Annotated in this window: 16 protein-coding genes and 2 pseudogenes; 13 read left to right on the forward strand and 5 right to left on the reverse strand. The window is 40.3% G+C overall.

Annotated elements, in window-relative coordinates:
• The first annotated feature begins 321 nt into the window (after positions 1 to 321).
• Positions 322 to 1,266, forward strand: a complete 945-nt coding sequence (gene rsgA, locus IPI59_06145; protein ID MBK7527125.1) for a ribosome small subunit-dependent GTPase A — start codon at positions 322 to 324, stop codon at positions 1,264 to 1,266.
• 58 nt (positions 1,267 to 1,324) lie between these two features.
• Here the strand turns inward: rsgA and IPI59_06150 are convergent, their stop codons facing one another.
• The 3 genes from IPI59_06150 to IPI59_06160 form a co-directional block, all read right to left on the reverse strand.
• Positions 1,325 to 1,969, reverse strand: a complete 645-nt coding sequence (locus tag IPI59_06150; GenBank protein ID MBK7527126.1) for a hypothetical protein — start codon at positions 1,967 to 1,969, stop codon at positions 1,325 to 1,327.
• 92 nt (positions 1,970 to 2,061) lie between these two features.
• Positions 2,062 to 3,090 (reverse strand): hypothetical protein, encoded by a 1,029-nt coding sequence (locus IPI59_06155; GenBank protein MBK7527127.1) that lies wholly within the window; start codon positions 3,088 to 3,090, stop codon positions 2,062 to 2,064.
• Between the two features lie 69 nt (positions 3,091 to 3,159).
• Positions 3,160 to 4,302: an ABC transporter ATP-binding protein gene (locus tag IPI59_06160; GenBank protein MBK7527128.1), complete on the reverse strand. Its 1,143-nt coding sequence runs from the start codon at positions 4,300 to 4,302 to the stop codon at positions 3,160 to 3,162.
• A 410-nt stretch (positions 4,303 to 4,712) separates the two neighbouring features.
• On the opposite strand from IPI59_06160, the gene lptB reads away from it, so the two are divergent.
• Together lptB and sbcD are read left to right on the forward strand one after the other, a co-directional pair.
• Positions 4,713 to 5,453: an LPS export ABC transporter ATP-binding protein gene (gene lptB / locus IPI59_06165; GenBank protein MBK7527129.1), complete on the forward strand. Its 741-nt coding sequence runs from the start codon at positions 4,713 to 4,715 to the stop codon at positions 5,451 to 5,453.
• A gap of 45 nt (positions 5,454 to 5,498) precedes the next feature.
• On the forward strand, positions 5,499 to 6,758 hold the full coding sequence (sbcD, locus tag IPI59_06170; GenBank protein MBK7527130.1) for an exonuclease subunit SbcD: 1,260 nt from the start codon (positions 5,499 to 5,501) through the stop codon (positions 6,756 to 6,758).
• Positions 6,759 to 6,795: 37 nt separating this feature from the next.
• On the opposite strand, the gene IPI59_06175 is transcribed toward sbcD, so the two are convergent.
• Positions 6,796 to 9,282 (reverse strand): TonB-dependent receptor, encoded by a 2,487-nt coding sequence (locus IPI59_06175; GenBank protein ID MBK7527131.1) that lies wholly within the window; start codon positions 9,280 to 9,282, stop codon positions 6,796 to 6,798.
• Between the two features lie 318 nt (positions 9,283 to 9,600).
• Between IPI59_06175 and IPI59_06180 the strand changes: the two are divergent.
• From IPI59_06180 to IPI59_06210, 7 genes and pseudogenes are all read left to right on the forward strand, one after another.
• Positions 9,601 to 10,367 (forward strand): annotated as a pseudogene (locus IPI59_06180) (IS5 family transposase).
• Between the two features lie 73 nt (positions 10,368 to 10,440).
• Positions 10,441 to 10,761 (forward strand): hypothetical protein, encoded by a 321-nt coding sequence (locus IPI59_06185; protein MBK7527132.1) that lies wholly within the window; start codon positions 10,441 to 10,443, stop codon positions 10,759 to 10,761.
• Position 10,762: 1 nt separating this feature from the next.
• The gene (locus IPI59_06190; GenBank protein MBK7527133.1) at positions 10,763 to 11,287 is read left to right on the forward strand and encodes a hypothetical protein; all 525 of its coding nucleotides are present in this window, start codon (positions 10,763 to 10,765) and stop codon (positions 11,285 to 11,287) included.
• A 765-nt stretch (positions 11,288 to 12,052) separates the two neighbouring features.
• The gene (locus tag IPI59_06195) at positions 12,053 to 12,232 is read left to right on the forward strand and encodes a hypothetical protein (protein ID MBK7527134.1); all 180 of its coding nucleotides are present in this window, start codon (positions 12,053 to 12,055) and stop codon (positions 12,230 to 12,232) included.
• The gene (locus IPI59_06200) at positions 12,229 to 12,606 is read left to right on the forward strand and encodes a type II toxin-antitoxin system death-on-curing family toxin (GenBank protein MBK7527135.1); all 378 of its coding nucleotides are present in this window, start codon (positions 12,229 to 12,231) and stop codon (positions 12,604 to 12,606) included. The genes IPI59_06195 and IPI59_06200 overlap by 4 nt, the downstream gene beginning before the upstream one ends.
• Positions 12,607 to 12,642: 36 nt before the next feature.
• The gene (locus tag IPI59_06205) at positions 12,643 to 12,846 is read left to right on the forward strand and encodes a hypothetical protein (GenBank protein ID MBK7527136.1); all 204 of its coding nucleotides are present in this window, start codon (positions 12,643 to 12,645) and stop codon (positions 12,844 to 12,846) included.
• Between the two features lie 398 nt (positions 12,847 to 13,244).
• Complete coding sequence (locus IPI59_06210) at positions 13,245 to 14,162, forward strand: hypothetical protein (protein ID MBK7527137.1); 918 nt, start codon at positions 13,245 to 13,247, stop codon at positions 14,160 to 14,162.
• 242 nt (positions 14,163 to 14,404) lie between these two features.
• Here the strand turns inward: IPI59_06210 and IPI59_06215 are convergent.
• Positions 14,405 to 14,725 (reverse strand): annotated as a pseudogene (locus IPI59_06215) (transposase).
• 474 nt (positions 14,726 to 15,199) lie between these two features.
• Here IPI59_06215 and IPI59_06220 point away from each other — a divergent pair.
• The 3 genes from IPI59_06220 (at position 15,200) to IPI59_06230 (ending at position 20,156) form a co-directional block, all read left to right on the forward strand.
• Complete coding sequence (locus IPI59_06220) at positions 15,200 to 15,517, forward strand: hypothetical protein (protein ID MBK7527138.1); 318 nt, start codon at positions 15,200 to 15,202, stop codon at positions 15,515 to 15,517.
• A gap of 148 nt (positions 15,518 to 15,665) precedes the next feature.
• Positions 15,666 to 16,508, forward strand: a complete 843-nt coding sequence (locus tag IPI59_06225; protein MBK7527139.1) for a c-type cytochrome — start codon at positions 15,666 to 15,668, stop codon at positions 16,506 to 16,508.
• 36 nt (positions 16,509 to 16,544) lie between these two features.
• The gene (locus IPI59_06230; protein ID MBK7527140.1) at positions 16,545 to 20,156 is read left to right on the forward strand and encodes a nitrate reductase subunit alpha; all 3,612 of its coding nucleotides are present in this window, start codon (positions 16,545 to 16,547) and stop codon (positions 20,154 to 20,156) included.
• Positions 20,157 to 20,161: the final 5 nt, after the last annotated feature.

Below are 20,161 nucleotides of genomic sequence, written 5' to 3' on the forward strand. Positions count from 1 at the left end.
TATTTTATTTATTTGATTTTTTTTAGTTAGACTGTTACCCACTGCGCTTCAGCATCCGGATATAGATAGTTAATAACAGCGCAAATATAGTTTCTAACTTCCGGAAAAAATTAGCGGCTATTTGCGTCTTCCTATTTAATTTGCCCTTTAAAAAATGGTAGTTGTGATAAAAAAATTGCTATTACTGCATCTATTCCGGAACTTTGTGCACCTTCAAACAGTTTACTTACGGGTTTTAGCAATTTATGCCTGCTGTTAAAAATAGCAGGCCGCAGCTTAAACAGACCCAATTTTCATTTTTAGAACTTAATTTTTTTTTATTTGAAAGGTAGAGTTTTACGCTCAACAGGTAGCTGGTACACCCTGCTTACCAACGACAACCAAATAGTAGAAGGTCGTTTAAAGGGCAAATTGCGCTTAGATGCGGCTAAGGCTACTAACCCAATTACCGTAGGCGATATTGTATTGCTTGAGCCCGAGCAAGGCAGCACTAATAAGGTGCTAATTGTAGGCTTTGAGCCGCGCAACAACTACATTATGCGAGCATCGCCCCGCAAAAAACACCACGACCACGTTATTGCCGCCAACCTTGACCAAGCCGCATTAGTTGTTACTTTGTCGCAGCCGCGCACCTCAACGGGGTTTATTGACCGCTTTTTGGTCACCGCCGAGATGTACCATATACCCACTGTTTTGGTATTTAACAAACATGATTTGCTAACAAGCGAAGAGGCACAGCTATTAGACGATTTTACGCTTTTGTACAAGTATTTAGGCTATACTTGTTTGGTTACATCGGCCAGCACGCAGCACGGCTTAGACCTACTTGCGCAACAGCTTGAAGGTAAAACCACTTTATTATCCGGACATTCGGGGGTGGGTAAGTCTTCGTTAATTAATAGTTTATTTCCCAATTTAAACTTGCGCACCAACGAGTTGTCGGGGTTTAGTGGCAAAGGTATGCACACCACCACTTTTGCCGAAATGCACCCACTGCCGGCAGCTAACGGCGGCGGCTTTATTGTTGACACCCCGGGCATTAAAGAGTTTGGCATCGTACACCTTGAACCCGAAGAACTAAGCCATTATTTTGTAGAAATGCGCCAGCTATTGCTCAACTGCCGCTATAATAACTGCTTACACCGCAACGAGCCGGGCTGCGCCGTAAAACAAGCCCTTGAGGAGGGGCAAATTGCCGACTCAAGGTACTTGAACTATGTTAATATATTAGACGACATTGAAGAGCAAAACTACTGGGAACGGTAAAAACCTTAAATTGAGTTGAATTGAGTTGAGTTGGGTTAAGTTGAGTTTGTTTGGCAATTTAATTATCCGGATTAGCACGCCATATTATAATTTGGCGTATATAGTACCCAACAAACAATAACAATGCTACATAGCTAAGCCAATACAAGTTAGCTTCTGTCCATGTTAGCCAATTACTGCTGTTTAAACTGCTGCCGCGGTATTCATCGTACAGGTAATATACCCACATTAAAATAAATGGTACAAACCCCACCAAAGATAATATATGCGCCACAGCAGATACGGTTTTGTTTATAACCGTATTATTGCCTATAACCGAAGTTATGACTAATGCCAAATAGGTAACAGTAAATACAAAAAGGTAAACCCCATCATTATAGTTGCTTCCAATTGCAATTACAAGCAACAATAAGGCTATTAAAACTAATAAAATACTGGCGGTAACAACACTAAAAATAATACTGCGCAAATTGGTTGTACGGTATATAAAAATTAAGAGGGCCATAGCTGCGGCAATCCACAAAAATACAAACCATTCGTATATATTAAACATGTCTTTATATGCGTATCCTATATTATTAAAAACGTTATCAATACTGTTTGTATCAATAAAATAGGGTGTATAGAGGTATTTATTATCGCCGTCATCCCCATCATAATAGTTGGGGTAAGCAGTATTTTGGGGATTATAATTTTTTATCAACCCAGCTATTTCAAAATTGACGGGGTTTTTAAAGACGATAGCTAACCAAGCTTGTGCCGAGGGTAAATTATGTTCTATTTTATATTTTTTGGCTAAAAGGAAAAATCATCCATTTTTTTTAAAATAGCCGCCTTATTTTGCTTCGTTAATTCGGTATGCCAAATTTGGGCTAATTGGCTGGTTGTTCGTTCGTCAAAAACGTCAATTGCCTTATGGGCGTAGTTTAAATACGAAGGCTCAAACGAAGTATAGTAATCTTTGGGATTTACATAACTGCGATATTTAAACATATCTACCCCCAATGTGGCGGGTAAAAATAAAATCTCGGGCTGCCCGTTTACTAAATACTCATATTCGCTGTATAATTGTCTTCGTGTGTAGTAGTCATACTCATTAGTATCATTCAACCAATCGCTGCCAATTTTAAAATCAATGCCATCTGCTTTTAATTTGTCTATGTTCCAAGTGTAAAAATAATGTTCATTTACAGACGGCAATCCATCAACAAATTTTTCAAATTCATCATACGGCCATTTTGCCGAATCGAGGTTTGTCCAAAAATGATAAAAATAGCCATCCTCATTATGCAACAATGGCAGTGGGGGCGGGTAAGATTTGTTGTAAAAGGCATAATTGTTGAAACTGTTCGAAAAATAGGGGGCTATTTCGTTGTAAAGGGCTATATCTTTTTTAACTTCGGTTAAGGGATAGGCACTTCTGACGCGCAAACTTAGGGCTATTTTATAGCTTAAATAGTACGAGGTAGAAGCAAAAATTACCAAAACTATACATGCGAATTGTGCATATAAAAATCCGGATTTTAAAGGGTAAAAATCTTTAAAGGCATTGTGTTTAAAAAAATGAACAAGCCAATATACTAACAACAAAATAGATACAATAACCGAAAACAGCATCATTCCGCTACGGTAAAAAAGTTCGTCAAACAAGTATGATGGCTGTCGTAAAATATCCGGATTGGCAACCTGAACAAAGCCAATTAAAAAAAATATCAAATGAAAAACCAAGGCTGCCGGAAGTATCCACACTAATTTAGTATTCCATAAAAGTGGGTAGTTTTCTAACAAAAACGTATCAATTTGTTTAAGGGTGCGGCTTATCATAAACAGGCAAGTAAAGAAAAACTAATAAAAGAAGAAAAAATTAAACAATATTTGACTGATAGAAACAAATTAGCGCACAAAATACCGGCGTGTCGATTTTGATATATCGCGGACATATATTACCGGAACCTCTTGTTGTGCCAACACCAATAGCACTTCGTTAAAACTGCGCTTGGTAAAATTAATCACATAAATACCGCCGTTATATTGTATGGCCGTTGGCGACAAGGAAGCGAGTTTTGCCGCCAAATTTTGCCGATCTAATGAAGTGTCTAATTCAATTACTAATTCATCCGGATGCGACTTGCCCAAGCCTAATGCCGAGTCGGGTTTACCGTTCCGCAAATAAATTACCCTGTCCGATACTTTTTCAACCTCGTAAAGTTGTTGCGAGCTAAGTACTACGGCAATAGGGTTGGTTGCCGATTTGGCAATTGACTTAATGTCTTCGAGCACCACTTGTTGCGCCAGCACATCTAAATTAGCCAAAGGCTCATCTAACAGCATAATTTCGGGTTTGCGCAACAGGGTACGCGCCAGCTCAAACCGCATTTTATACCCCGACGACAACTCCGCCCAATTTAAATTTTTAAAAGGCCATAGTCCCATTCGGGCAATCATCATCAGCACAATTAGCTCGTTATGCTGCCCTGTGTATCCATAGTGGGTAGCCACCATTTTTAAATTATCTTTTACGCTGCCGTAACGTTTGGGCGACCGGTGCCCTATATAAACTAATTCAGTGCGCAGCGTATATTGGCTTGCGTCAGGGGGTAAAAACGAATACACAAAATTGCCTTCGGTTAGTGCTAAATCGGAGGCCAACAAGCGAAGCAAGGTAGTTTTGCCATTGCCGTTCTCGCCAACCAAGCCATAAACACCGCCCCTTTCAATATTTAGCTGCACAGGACCTAATTTAAATTTACCTACACCGTAACTTTTAGTAATTTGATTGGCTGTTAAAATGGTTTGCCCCATTAGTTTGGGGTTTGGCATGGGTATAGAAGCCATTTCGGCTAATATTTCGTTGGCCGTAGTTAAAAACTGCTCGGTTTTGTTGGCATATTTATAGTCGGTTAGTGTAATTGCTTTCTGATAAAGTGCAAGGCTTTCGGTATCTAAAACAGCATCAAGCAGTTTTCGAAAGCCAAAATCGTAGTCGTTGGCCGAAAATAAATAATTAATGTCGGCAATTTGTTGCGTTACGCTCATGGTTTATTAAGGTTGTTGTTGGCGCTTGGTTGGTGCGTTAGGCAGCATGAAATAAATAGCATTTAAATACAGATGTGCTATATTTTTGTATGATTGGCTGGGCAAAGCTACTTATTTTTTTTCTCCTATTTTACTATCCGGAAAAATGTATTTTACAGCTCTCCCATAATCTAATTAAAAATAGCGGCAAAGGTAAATTTGTCCGAAAAAGAGGCAAAAAATAGCATCCATACTAAGCCATAATTAGCTTGGTTTTAGCCTTAAAAATTTTGGTAGTGGCGCATGAACAGTTTAAGGCGCAATTATGTTTTTTTTCTACCTTTGTACTATTGCTACACACTTATTTAATTTTCGTATTTTTAGCTCCTCTTTAATTTAAACTCACACTCATTTAATCATTTCTTATTGTTATGTTATTGCGCACCGATGCTTTGGTAAAAAAATATGGTGCCCGGACGGTGGTAAACAACGTGTCGGTGCAAGTGGCACAAGGCGAAATTGTTGGCTTGTTAGGGCCTAATGGTGCCGGAAAAACCACTACCTTTTATATGGTAGTAGGCCTCATTAAACCCGACCAAGGACATATTTATTTAAACGACACTATAATTACCCACCAACCTATGTACAAAAGGGCGCGCTTAGGTATAGGCTATTTACCCCAAGAAGCATCGGTATTCAGAACCCTAAGCGTTGAAGACAATATTAAGGCCGTGCTCGAAATGAAAAACTATACCAAAGCCCAGCAAACCGAAAAATTAGAACTGCTACTAAGCGAGTTTGGCCTACAACATGTGCGCAAAAACAATGGAAATGTGCTGTCGGGCGGTGAGCGCCGCCGTACCGAAATTGCCCGCGCCTTGGCCGCCGACCCCAAATTTATTTTGCTCGACGAGCCTTTTGCCGGCGTTGACCCTATTGCCGTTGAAGATATACAACTTATTGTGGCCAAACTTAAATACCGCAATATTGGCGTGCTTATAACCGACCATAACGTACAAGAAACCCTTTCAATTACCGATAGGGCCTATTTGCTTTTTGAAGGCAATTTGTTAAAAGCAGGCACCGCCGAAGAGCTTGCCGCCGACGAACAGGTGCGCCGTGTTTATTTAGGACAACAATTTGAACTCCGGCGAAAACAAATTATTATTTAAAACAAGTTCCCTATTTATAACTAACTCAAACAAAAACACAAAAATATGTTTTGTTTGTTGCACACCGCCGATTGGCATATAGGCCAACGCCTGCACGAAAATACCCGAGACGAAGAGCATAGTTTGTTTTTCAACTGGCTGTTGGAACAAATACAAACCCATCAACCCCATGCTTTGGTAGTTGCCGGCGATGTGTTCGATACGGCTTACCCTGCCAATAGTGCTTACAAGTTGTATTACAATTTTTTAAGTCAGGCACACCAAATTTGCCCACATATAATTATTGTAGCAGGCAACCACGACTCGCCGTTCACCCTAAACGCGCCCAGTCAGTTACTTAGCAGTTTTAATATTTCGGTAGTAGGTAATTTTAATAGCCAACAGCCGCAAAACACCATTATACCTGTTAAAAACCACCAAGGCAACGTAGTTGGCGTAGTAGGCGCAATGCCGTATATACGCATGAGCGATTTGCCCGCACCAACAAGCAGCAACGAAGATTATGCAGCCCGTATTGAGCGCATAAAAACGGGTATTGAGCAATATTATACACAAATGGCCGCTTTACTGCAACCTTATCACGAACAAGGCATCCCAGTGGTTTGTACAGGGCATTTATTTGCCGCTGGCGATTCGATTGAAGCTCCCAGCGCCGAACACGATATTTATATTGGCAACGAAGGCAAAGTTGGCAGCCATGTTTTTCCGGATATAGCCCAATACATTGCTCTTGGCCATATTCACAAGCCTCAAATGGTAGCACAAAATGCAAATATCCGCTATTCAGGCTCGCCCATCCCCCTCGATTTTACCGAACATGCCGACCCCAAGCAAGTAGTATTGGTAAAAATTGAAGGACAAAATCCGCCATCAATTACGCCCTTACTTGTACCAACTAACCGCCCTTTGTTGCGTTTTAAAGGCAACGAAACGCAAATACAGCAGGGTATAAGCCAAGCCCCCGCTAATCAAAGTTCATTAACGGCTTGGGCTGAGGTAATACTCGAAACGCCACATGGCTTAGTTTCGGGCAATTTGTTAGAAGAAATAAAACAAGACCTTAAAAATAAAAACATCGAACTGTTTGCCCTAAAAATCATCCGGATGCAGCCCATTGCTGAAAACGATTTAACTCCGGATGAAACTGAAAACCAAACATCATCCTACCTTAACGAAAGGTCGCATCATGATATTTTTAATCTGCAATTATCGCGCTTGACAGGCTCAGAAGAGGACAAAACCCAGCTTACACAAACCTACCTCGAATTATTAAACTGGATGGAAGAAGAAGAAGCAGGTAAGTAATTGATAAGCCTGCCTGCCTCTTTCTTTGTTTAACTGTTTATTTTGGTTTTCCTTTTAAGTCAAGTGCATATTTGACGGTAAACTGGCGGGGCGAATCCATAAGAGCAGGGCGCATGGCATATTCGCGGTTAAACAGGTTATTACACAAAAAAGACAAGGTGCTGTTTTCGCTAACATGAAACAAAATGCGTGCATCAACAATTAGGTCGCCGGTATTGTGTTCTTCGCGGAATTGGCGAACGCCGGGTAAAAACACGGCGAATGCCTCGTCAATGGCTTCCATAAAACTAAAATAACGCACGCCCAAACCAAAGCTAAGCTTTGAAATTCGGGTTTCGGCATCTAATTTAGCGGTATGCCTAAAACGATATTTTAGTACGTTTTCGTCGCTCGATGAAAGCAGTTTTTCAACTTTGTCAAAATCCTTAAATTTGGGGTTTGTCCAGGTGTATCCGGCTAAAAGTGTGGTTGGCGCGCCAAATAAACTGCCCTGCCCTACTACCGAGGCATCGAGGCCAAAAATGCGTGTATCGCCAATATTTAACGATTGGAAACCAACGGCTATTCCATTGGGGTCGGGCAGTACAATTACGGTTGTGTCGTACTCGGGCCAATATAAGCTTTGTACTAATTTTTGCACAATATTACTAGCCCCAAAAGTAAACTCCATCATGTTCGAATACTCGTTAATAAATGCGGCCACATCAACCAAGCCCTTCCACTCGCTAATGGCAAAGCCTTGTTTAACGCCTAATTCGGCGCTCCATCCGGTTTCTGATTTTAAGCTTGGGTTAGGAAAAATACCTATCGGAACGGTTAAAGCGCCAACGTTTACACCACCTAATTGCGTATCAACAAATTTTTCGGCAATCGTTGGAAATCGGTAAGCCTGCCCATACGAAGCACGTATATAGGTGTACTCGGCAGCCTGGTAATTTACGCCTGCTCGCAACACGGGTTTAGCTTCGCTTTCGCTTTCAATGGTGTTGCGCTCAAAACGTGCCCCCAGCGATAGGTTTAGCTTTTGGTAAAATTTTTTGTCTAACTGAACATAGCCTGCCAAATTTGTAGCCTGGTATTTGCCTTTATTTATAGTATCAGAAGCGTACAGTTCGGCATTAGTTTTTGCAAGGCTGTAAGTAATACCGGCGGTGGTTGTTAAATTTAATTTGGGAAAGCGTTTTTGAAATTGGCCTTCGGAGTAATAAAAATCAGATAAAGTACTTTGATTTGTGTCGTTGCGGTTATGGTTGATGTAGTAGCGGCCTAATAATTTTATCCGGATATTATTCCTTGTAAAATACTCTATAAATGGGTCAACAGATAGTTTTCGGCCTTTGTTGTTAATTTGCGGTGTGTTTGTCCAAAGCTGGTAAGCACCGGCATCGCCCACGTAGCCCGGTTGGCCTGGTTGGCCGTTATTTCGGTTCCATATTAAAAAGCTGGTACTGCGTGTTATCATGGTGTTGAGGTTTAGGCCAATAGCCAGCCCTGGCACAGTGGGTACGCGGTAGCGCAAATTAATATTGGCACGTGCGCGGCGGCTAAAATCGGTTTGGCGATGCGAGTCGCTTGAAAGCAGGTATAGCCCCGACACAAAATCTAATTGTTTAAATTTTTGCCGGTGCCCAAACGAGAAGCCCGTTTCAAAGGGTATTTCGCCGCCCCACCATGCTTTTTTTTGAAAGGCAGTATCGCCATTGGCCAATACGACTGGCATGTTGTTGGCATCGTACAGAATATCGTTTGTTAGGTTAGCTGGTGGGTTGCCCAAGGCGCTGGTAAAAAATGACAATTTGGTTTCGGGTTCGGTTTTAGGGTAGGCAGTTCGCAAATTGACGATGCCGTTCATAGCCGACGAGCCATATAAGGCCGATGAAGCTCCTTTTATAATTTCAATTTGGGAAATATTTTCGACTGGCAAAAAGCTCCAATCCGGAAAGCCAGCATCGGCAGTTAAAATTGGCAAATCGTCCATTAGCAGCATAACACGGCTTCCGGCACCGTAGCTGTAACCACTGCCACCTCTAATATTTGCCTGCCCATCTATTACATCTACCCCTGGAACTTTTTGTAGTGCATTATCAATGGCGGTGGTATTACTATTTTCTATTAGTGAGGGTTTAATCACCTCGAGCGATACAACTTGTTCGCCTAATTTTTGTTCAAATTTGCTACTGGTAATCACAACCGTTTCCAAAATTTCTTTTTTCTCGGTCATTTCTATATTTAGCGTTAAGGTTTGAGCAGCATTTAGCGCAACTACTCTTGTTTCGGTATTGTAGCCCACTACTGAAAATTGTAAAGTGTGACTTCCTGGTGGGAGTTCGATGGTATAATTGCCATCAAAATCGGTTTGTGTACCTGTTAAGGCATCATTTATTTTTGTCGTAATATTGACAAAAGGTAAAATTTCTGTCGTGGTTATATTTTTAATATTTCCTGTCACAATCGCATTTTGCGCCTGTAAAAAATGAAGCGAAAACAAGCACAAAATAAGAACAAAAAGTAGTTTTTTTGACATTGATTTGTTTTTTATAGGGGGTAACTTTTTTAGAAAAATACAAATATTTATGAAGGCTTATTTAATTACAAACCGTATCAAGGCATGTTTTTTAAGAATTATGTTATTTCTTAATACATATAAAGTAAAATTCGTAAATTTTGAGCAAAACTAAGCTTTAAAGCGGTACTAAGAGACTGTCTAAAAATTAAAAATTGGCATGCCAGTCCTAAAAATTGATAGGAAAAAAGTTATTAAAAGAGATGTGAATAAAAGACTATCAGTTTGACGTTTAAATAATAATTCATAGCTTTATGAAAATCAAACACATAAAGTAAAATGAAAACCTACCCAAGCAGTCTCACCGATAGTCAATGGAGTGCAATATTAGGCATTTTAGACGACAAACGGAAACGAAAACACAGTTTAAGAGAAATTTTTAATGCGCTGTTCTATTTGCTTAAAACTGGCTGTCAATGGCGCATGCTGCCGTTCCATTTTCCGTCATGGAAGCTTGTTTACTACTATTTTACCAAGTGGAAGAAGGATGGGACGATAGAACTCATCCATGAAATACTCAGGGATAAGACTCGAAAGCAAGCAGGCAGGGCTTCATCGCCAAGTGTTGGTATAATTGATAGCCAGAGCGTAAAGACAACAAGCGTCGGAGGCTTGTGCAGAGGGATTGACGGGGGTAAAAAAGTTAAAGGCAGAAAGCGGCATATTATTGTAGATACAATGGGACTACTTTTAGCGGTTGTGGTTCATGCGGCAAATGAGCATGACAGTAAATCAGCCCCAATGGTTATAGCTGACCTCAGAGGCAGGTTTTGCAGATTGGTAAAGATAGTAGCTGATGGCGGGTATAGAGGCGAGTTAATTGAAAATACCCGCAAAACGTTTGGGTGGGTGGTTGAGGTTGTAAGTAGATCGAATACAGCCTCGAAATTCGAAGTATTGCCAAAAGATGGATTGTTGAAAGAACTTTTGCATGGCTCGAAAGCTATCGAAGATTGAGTAAAGACTTTGAGTTCCAAACCGAAACGAGCCAGACAATGATCCAACTTGCCATGATAAAATTGATGCTTAATAGAATTAGAAAATAAAATTTAGATAGGCTCTGAATTGCAAGAAGATGGAAGAACTTTTTACAAACCGAATCAATCTTTACTTACTTCAATGCACATTTCAATTTTGTTTGCCATTTCAGAATTAGCGACAGAAATTAGAGAAGAAAAATTCCCTATGATTTTTGATGCACCTACATCTTCATTTGGGGAAAATAAAACAAAGCAATTCTTAAATTTGATTTACCAAACAGGAAACCAGAAAATTCTATTGATTAAAGATTTTCTACACATAGATAAAGACTCGAAAGTCTTTTCAATTAAAGACGAATTTAATAACGTTAAAAGAGATAAAGCATTTTGGGTAAAACTTGAGAGACCTTTTAACCCAAATAATTTGAAAACAATTAACTCACAAGTAATTACTTTGTAATATGGAAAACTTATTTGACAAATGGAAAACCAAAATTCCAAAATACAGTGAAGTACACAAAGAACTTTTCTCTTCGCTTTCACAGAAATTTGGTGCGGAAGGCGAAAAAAAAATAAATCTTGGAAAGCATTTTAGTACAAACTACGAATTGTATATGTATGCGTTTTTTTTAGGCTTGTATAATAATGAGTTTTCTCCAATTCCAAACGGAGAAAAGAAAATAGATTTCAGCCACCACATTCAACATTGGGGGAGTAAAACAACAACTTCCTATCGAAAAGACTTTACAAGTCTGCAAGAAAACATATTTATTGCTTTGGTTGCTAAAACAGAAATAGACATTCTTGCCTTAGAAAAAGGCGAAATAGAAGAAGACGAAATTGTTAAGCAACTTATTTACACAATGGAATCATATACAAACGGAGGTTTGATTTTGATTAAAGAAAAGATTGACGAAAATCCGAATTACTTTCTGCAACCAACTTCGTTTTTGGATATGATTTTGGATAGTAAAATAGAGAAATAAAATGCCGGCACCAATTTGCAAGCACATTGCCAATTCGCACAAGCCAACACACAGGCCAAAGCTTGCAAAAGAGTGTGGCTGCCCAACCCAAAAAGAATTTCAAAATATTATTTTCCTTGCTTTTTAAAAAATTAAAACACCCGACACACAAGCCAATAATGCAGACAGTTGACACATTTGGACACGACAAAAGGAAGACTGAAAAAAAGCCCGAACCGCTAACATGGGTAACCGTTGCACAACCTAAATTTCCTAAGCGGGTTTTTGGGCTAAACTGCCTGCCGTAGCTACATTTGCCGCGTTTTAGGCAAACCTCAATTTTGGGATAAATAAATTGCTGCCCTACATTTAAATACCCTCAACCGAGCCAATTGTTTATTCGGCGGTAAAAATTATCTTCCAGAACTAATTGGTCTAAACTTAGTTGGTAAAATAGTTGTGGGGTCAGTTGTTTTCGTCCTTGCATAATGCAGGCAAATGTACTACAAATTATTGAGTTTTCCTATTCTTTTTAAAAATATTTCACCAAATTTTTTTGTATATTAATTTTTCACTACCTTTGAGTTGTGCAACAGGCACAATGGCTTTACGGTTAGGCGGGCGGAAGTATTATTTTCAAACTAAAATTTTTATATAAAAGCTGAAAACTTATTGTAAATTTGTGCTTTGCCGATAAGCAATGTATAAGCCTGCAGGCAAGTATATAAAGTAAATTATCGAAACAAACCAGAATATCGTTAAACTAAAAAGTAATAAGACTAAAAAATGGAGCTAAAAGAAGAAATCGTGCAGATTGTGGACAAATTACCCAGTAATGTTTTGGGCGAACTTTTGCAATACCTTCGTCAGGTAGAAAAAACTACTGCGGAGAAAATGCGTCTTTCGCTCAACTTGAATACAATTTTGACGGAAGACCGAGAGCTACTTGAAAAATTGGCGAAATGATTGGCTATCAAGAAGTTCTTGAAATTCATCAATTTTTGATCCGCGAATTTGGCGGTTCACAAGGTGTGAGAGATGAAAACGGTCTAAAATCTGCACTCGAAAGACCTTTCAGTGGATTTGGCGACACAGAATTCTACCCAAGTCCCGAAGAAAAGGCAGGAGCAGTTTTGGAAAGTATCGTCACAAATCACCCTTTTATAGACGGCAACAAAAGAACTGGCTACGTTTTGATGCGTTTGGTTTTGATGAACTTTGGCAAGGATATAGAAGCCACACAAGACGAAAAATACGACTTTGTTGTCGCTATTGCATCAGGACGAATTGACTTTCAACAAATTGTAACTTGGGTAAAGCAAAGGATTGTGATCCGATAAAAGCAAAAATATCATTTTTTCCGGAAAATTTACAACTTGGAAATAAGCCGTATTTTAAGCATTTTGTTAAGCGAAAACGAAGGTCTCCAAACATCCACACCGCTGCCAACAATGGTAACCGTTGCACAACTCAAATTTTATTTAGGTGATTTTTGGGCTAAACTGCCCGCCGTAGCTACATTTGTCGCGTTTTGGGCAAACCTCAATTTGGGGATAAATAAATTGCTGCCCTACATTTAAATACCCTCAACCGAACCAATTGTTTATCCGGCGGTAAAAATTATCTTCCGGAACTAATTGGTCTAAACTTAGTTGGTAAAAAAGTTGCGGAGTAAGCTGTTTTCGTCCTTGCATAATGCAGGCAAGTATACTACAAATTATTGAGTTTTCCTATTCTTTTTAAAAATATTTCACTCAAATTTTTTTGTATATTAATTTTTCACTACCTTTGAGTTGTGCAACAGGCACAACGGCTTTACGGTTAGGCGGGCGGAAGTATTATTTCAAGGGAAGAATTTTCTAATAAAACTAAAAAATGTATTGTAAATTTGTCCTTCGTAAACCGCCCAACGCAAAGCCTTTTCCGTTAGCGGCTACTATAAAAAGACACAGTAACAAGACAAAGACATAAAAACGAAATGGCATTATTTAACATAGACAACAAAGACAAACTTGACCAGATAAAAGAATTACCTTTTAAACTTGAAAAAGAAATTCAAACTTTAACTGAACAAAATTTGACGGCTATTTTCGGACTTAACTTTGTGCGTTCTGAATTTTCTCTTGGCAATTTTCGCATTGACACATTGGCGTTTGACAAAGACGCATCAAGTTTTGTAATCATTGAATACAAACGAGACAAAAATTTTAGCGTAATTGACCAAGGCTATGCTTATTTATCTTTAATGCTTAACAACAAAGCCGACTTCATTCTTGAATACAACGAAAACAACAAAAATACATTGAAACGTGATGACGTTGATTGGTCGCAATCACGAGTTATTTTCATTTCGCCAAGTTTTACGACATACCAAAAAGAAGCAATAAACTTTAAAGACTTACCAATTGAACTTTGGGAAGTTAAACGCTACGACAACAAGACAATTAGCTACAATCAAATTCAGACTTCGGGTGCACAAGAAAGCGTTAAGACAATCAGCCGACAAGACGACACGATTGAAAAAGTTACACGAGAAATTAAAGTGTTTACAGAACAAGAACACTTGGACGGAATGTCGGACGAAATCAAAGAGCTTTACGAAAAATTCAAAAATGCAATTCTCAATCTTGACAGTTTAGAAGTTAAGCCGAAAAAACTTTATACCGCCTTTGTTGCTAACACAAATGTCGTTGACATTCGTTTGCAAAAAAATGGACTTAAAATGTGGCTTAACTTACAACACGGACAACTTGACGACCCGAAAGGAATTTGCCGTGACGTTTCGCAGACAGGACATTGGGGAAATGGCGACTATGAATTACAAATAAACTCAGACGACAATTTAGAATACATTTTAAGTTTAATAAAACAATCATTAAAAAGAAACAAAAAATAGCGAACCGCTAACAAAGGTAACCGTTGCACAACCTCCCTTTTCCTAAGCCGTTTTTTGGGCTAAACTGCCCGCCGTAGCTGCATTTGCCGCGTTCTGGGCAAACCTCAATTAAATGGAAGTCCCTTTTTTTGGATGCCTTAAAATGAACCTAATAAAGCCTGATAAAGTGAATTTTGAAAAAACCACCTTATTATTTCCGGATGATGATATATTTGGGCGTACATTTTTGGCATTATCCGGATAAATTTTAACAGTTTCTTCAAATTATAACTCAAAGCCGCCATTAAAACGTGTTTATTGGCTTGGGCCATTCCTCGTGCATTCACTCGTTTCATGTTGTGATGATTGATAAGCGTTCCCAGCACCGGCTCAACGGTTGAGCTTCGGCGTTTGGTTAAAAATCGGGTGTAGTTTTTGTCTTTGTTGAGTTTGCGGTGCATCTTGTCGTACAAGGGTTTGTGGATGCTGTCGTCTAACTTTTTGAATTTGCTTACCGCATCGCAACACAAGGCTCTGAGGGGGCATTTGCCACAATCGCTTTCGCTGCTGCGGTAAACGTTTTGCCCCGGCATGACTGTATATTTTTCTTCCTGCGTGCAACAAAGTTGTTTACCTTGCGCATCGTTACTTGAATACGCTAAACAAAACAAACCGTTAATAGGGCTTGGTGTATGTTTCGATGCTGTTGTAACTATACCACTTAATTTTAAGCAAGACCGAATAAAGCTACCGCGAATAAAAATTATATTCGTAATAACCTACAAAAACAGTTGGTTTTATGCAATAACAAGATTTGTATTGGTATTCTTTTGTAACATTGTGCAAAATAAAAGTTGGCATTGATACCCCCGCCAAAAACAAGACGTGTATAGTTTACGAGAGAAGGTAATTTAAGCCAACAGCGGGAGTTTCATCAGTATTGCAAATTGCCTTTTAACGTACAAACTTGATATAGAAGGCCAAAATGGATTTAAGAGTATGAAAGGTTTAAAAAAAATGGATTTAAGAGTACGAAAAGTTTAAATCACCTGTATTTTATGAAAAAGCTTGTGTTATTTATTTTAGTTTTATGCTTGGCTGCTTGCTTTAAAGAGTCATCAACTGTAGAAATAGATAACAACTATCTTATTGTAGAACAACCTTATAGAGCCTACTCGCCTGCCTGTGATAACGAGTTTAATGCAATCCTAAATACAGCAGCATTGTTTTATGGCAATACATTTAAGACTTTTGCAAAAGTAAAGAATAAAAATTTAGAGAAGTGGATTTTTCCTAACTGCGACCAAGGCGCAGAAGTTATTATTCCTTGGAACATGCCCTTGCCTCCGGATATGTATATTGGTATTCTAGTTTAAGAAGAAGATGCAATGAAACTAAAATGGATAAAGTCATTATAAACGATAATATAATATTAAAATAAATCAAATGGGCGAGTCAAACAAATCAAAAAGTAGGCTTTGTCCTATGTTTAAAGATCCAAAAACTATGAGAGCTTTTATTATTTTGCTTCTACTTTTTTTGGGAGTATCTTTCCGGACCTTTGCACAAAACGAAGGAGAAACCATTTTTAAATCTACTTGTTCGGCTTGCCACAAAGCCAGCAATGAACGCCTGGTTGGGCCAGGTTTGGCAAATGTTCACAAAAAACGCACCGAAGAGTGGTTTATCAATTTTGTCAAGTCGTCACAGGGCATGGTTAAAAAAGGCGACCCCGATGCTGTTGCAATTTTTGAAGAGTTCAATAAAACGGTTATGCCCGACCAAAACCTTACCGATGCACAAATAAAATCAGTGCTGGCCTATATTGTTGAAAACAGCCCAGCCGAAGCAGATGCAACAGCGGCCACCACAGATTCGAAAGCACCCGCCCAAGCAGCCGCAGCGCGCGTAGCAACAGCAGAAGACATAGTGGCAGGCCAGAATTTATTTATGGGCAAAACAAAATTTGCTAATGGCGGCGCTACCTGCAATTCGTGCCACCACGTCAAAAATGATAATGTGCTTGCGGGCGGCGCTTTGGCAAAAGACCTTACAGACGCTTATGGCCGACTCACCGCTGACGGGGTGAAAGGCATTCTGGGTGCGCCACCTTTTCCGGCAATGAAACAAGCATTTCAAAATAACCCGCTGACAGAGGATGAAATTTTTAAACTAACCGCTTTCATGCAAAGTGCTAATGATGAGCAGGGTAAACAACATCCAGTAAATTATGGAAGGTGGATGCTTTCTGCCGGACTCATTGGTGCTTTCATGCTTATGGGCGTTTATCCGGCATTATGGTTCAGAAGGAAGAAAAGAACTGTCAATACCCGGATTTACAACCGACAAGTTAAATCCAATAATTAATAATATATTATAAATTTACAAATAAATAAAGATAACATGAGTTGGATTGAAGACATTATCTCCCCTAAAACTCGCAAGTGGGAAGAATTTTACCGCAACCGTTTCCAGCACGACCGCATAGTTCGAAGTACCCACGGTGTTAACTGCACCGGAGGTTGCTCGTGGCAAATTCATGTGAAGGACGGAATTGTAGTGTGGGAAACCCAGCAATTGGACTACCCACTTCTTGAGGATTCGCTTCCACCATACGAACCACGTGGCTGCCAGCGCGGTATATCTTATTCGTGGTATTTGTACAGCCCATTGCGCATTAAATACCCGCTTATTCGTGGTACATTGCTCGATTTTTACCGCGAGGAAAAGAAAAATGCCGGAGGCGACCCGCTTAAAGCTTGGGAGAACCTGCAAAACAATAAAGAAAAACGCAAACGCTACCAATGGTCGCGTGGAAAAGGCGGATTCCGCCGGACATCGTGGGATGAAGTGCTTGAAATTATGGCTGCCGCAAATATTTATACGGCAAAAAAACACGGCCCCGACCGTGTTGCAGGCTTCTCGCCCATTCCAGCCATGTCTATGCTGAGCTATGCCGCCGGTGCGCGTTTCCTTCAACTATTCGGTGGGTTTAATTTGAGCTTCTATGACTGGTATTGCGATTTACCCACACACTTCCCCGAAATGTGGGGCGAGCAAACCGACGTGTGCGAAAGTGCCGACTGGTATAACTCCAAACTGATAGCCGACATGGGAGCATGCCTCAATATGACACGTACTCCCGACTGCCACTTCTTTGCCGAATCACGCCATAATGGAACAAAAGCGGTAGTGTTCTCACCCGACTTTAGCCAGGTGTGTAAGTATGCAGACCAGTGGGTGCCTGTGCATCCGGGTACTGATAACGCTTTCTGGATGGCTGTAACACATATCATCCTAAAAGAATATCATCACGAAAAACAGATACCTTATTTTATTAACTACACCAAACAATATACCGATAGCCCTTATTTAGTAAAACTTGAAAAAGAAGGCGACCATTTTAAACCCGGAAGATTAATACATGCCAACGAATTGGCAGAATGGAAAGATATTGAAAATGGCGACTGGAAATTCCTAAATATTGACGCTAAAACAGGCAATTTTGTTTCTCCTAAAGGCAGTATGGGCTACCGCTGGGATAAAGCTGGCGGCAGGTGGAATATGAAATTAGAGTGCGGCGAAACCGATAAATCATTTGATCCGGTGCTTACCATGCTTAACCAAAATGATGGCGTACTACAAACCGAATTTATTGAATATGGCCTTAACAAAACATTCTTGCGCGGTGTACCAGTAAAATATGTAGATACCGTGAATGGCAAAGTGCCAGTTGCTACAATTTATGACTTGCTGATGGGCCAGTATGGTGTTGACCGCGGTCTTGCGGGTGATTATCCGAAAGACTATACCGATAAAGATGCCTCTTACACCCCAGCATGGCAAGAAATATTCACCGGAATTGATTCAAAAACCGTTATCCAGTTTGCACACGAATGGTCAAATACTGCCGAGGTTACCAAAGGCAAATGTATGGTAATTGTCGGCGCAGGTATTAATCACTGGTATCATGCCAATCTTATTTACCGGTCTGCTGCCATGGCTTTGGCCTTGTGCGGCTGCGTGGGCGTTAATGGCGGTGGACTAAACCACTACGTTGGCCAGGAAAAATTAGCTCCGGTTGATTCATGGGGTGCTATCACATTTGCAAAAGACTGGGTGCCAACAGCAAGGCTACAGCAAGCTCCGCTTTGGCATTATATCAATACCTGCCAGTACAGATATGATGGCTTCCATTGGCATTACAACCCGGTGCCCGACAACGAATGGACAAAAAAACACACGGCAGATACAATTTTTACCGCAGTAAGAAACGGATGGATGCCTTACTACCCGCAGTTCAACAAAAACCCCTTGAACCTTCATAAAGAAGCCGCCGCCGCCGGCGCTAAAACGAATGAAGAGTTTATCAATTGGACAGTAGAACAGTTGAAAAACCGTAAACTTGAATTTTCTATCAACGACCCCGAATCGGAAGACAATTTCCCGCGTGTATGGTATATTTGGCGCGGAAACGCCATACACGGCAGTATGAAAGGACACGAGTATGCCTTTAAGCATTACCTTGGAACACATACCAATGCCATTGCAACAGATGCAGATGATAAAACGGAAGAAGTAAAATGGCACGATATTGCCCCGGTTGGCAAAATGGATTTGGTAGTGGATTTAAATTTCCGGATGGATTCATCAGCACTCTATTCAGATATTGTGTTGCCAGCCGCTTCATGGTATGAAAAAACTGACTTGAACAGTACCGACCTGCACTCTTTCATCCACCCGCTTGGGCAAGCTGTTGCGCCGGTTTGGGAATCAAAAACCGACTGGGATATTTTCAAACTTATTACCAAAGCAACCAGCGAATTGGCAAAAACTCATTTTTCTGAATTGCAGACCGATATTGTGATGACACCATTATCGCACGATTCTAAAGATGAAATTTCGCAACCCAATATCAAAGATTGGTTTAAAGGGGAATGTGAGCCAGTTCCGGGAAAATCAATGCCTAAATTTACCGTGGTAACTCGCGATTATACCCAGCTTTATGAGAAATTTATTACCCTGGGCGAAGGTATCCGCGAAAAAGGATTGGGTGCGCATGGCAACCATTATTTCTGCCAAGAAGAGTACGATGAAATGTGCGTTTCGCATCATTTCCCAAAAAGAAAATACGGCGACAAAGTTTTACCAAGTATCCAAGAAGATGAATGGGCAGCTAATGCAGTATTGCATTTATCTACCCTTGCCAACGGCAAATTGAATGTAGAGGCTTACAAAAATATGGAAAAGAAAACCGGACTTGTATTAGCTGACTTGGGTGAAGGAAGCAAAGACCTTAGGTTGCGTTACACCGACCTTTCTGCTCAGCCGCGCAGGTATAATACCTCGCCTTTATGGTCCGGATTGATGAACAACGGCAGGGCTTATGCAGCCTACACCTATAATGTAGAGAGGTTAGTTCCGTGGAGAACACTTACCGGCCGCCAGCATTTTTATCTTGACCAAGAATTGTACATCGCTTACGGCGAGCATTTGCCAACTTACAAACCGGCCCCAAGACCCGAAGTATATGGCGATTTGCGCGAAACATGGAAGAAAGGAAAAGCTCTGGCGCTCAATTATATTACACCACACGGCAAATGGCATATTCACTCTACCTATATGGAAAATTTAAGGATGCTAACTTTGTCTCGGGGTATTGAGCCTTGCTGGCTTAGCGAAGTTGATGCCGAAACATTAGGCATCAAAGACAACGACTGGGTAGAAGTTCACAATGACCACGGAGTTTATGTTACCCGTGCGGTTGTGAGTTCCAGAATTGCGCCGGGAATGTGTATTGTGTATCACGTTCCGGAAAGAACAATCGTTCCCAAATCGCAATTGCGGGGAAGGCGCGGCGGCGGACACAATAGTGTTACCCGCACGCACTTGAAGCCAAACTACTTAAATGGTGGCTACGGGCAATTCTCTTACCACTTTAACTATTGGGGGCCAATTGCACCAAACCGCGACTCTTATGTAATAGTACAAAAGATGGAAAAATTGGAATGGTAATTGGG

This window comes from Sphingobacteriales bacterium (assembly GCA_016706405.1).
Classification (GTDB): domain Bacteria; phylum Bacteroidota; class Bacteroidia; order Chitinophagales; family UBA2359; genus BJ6.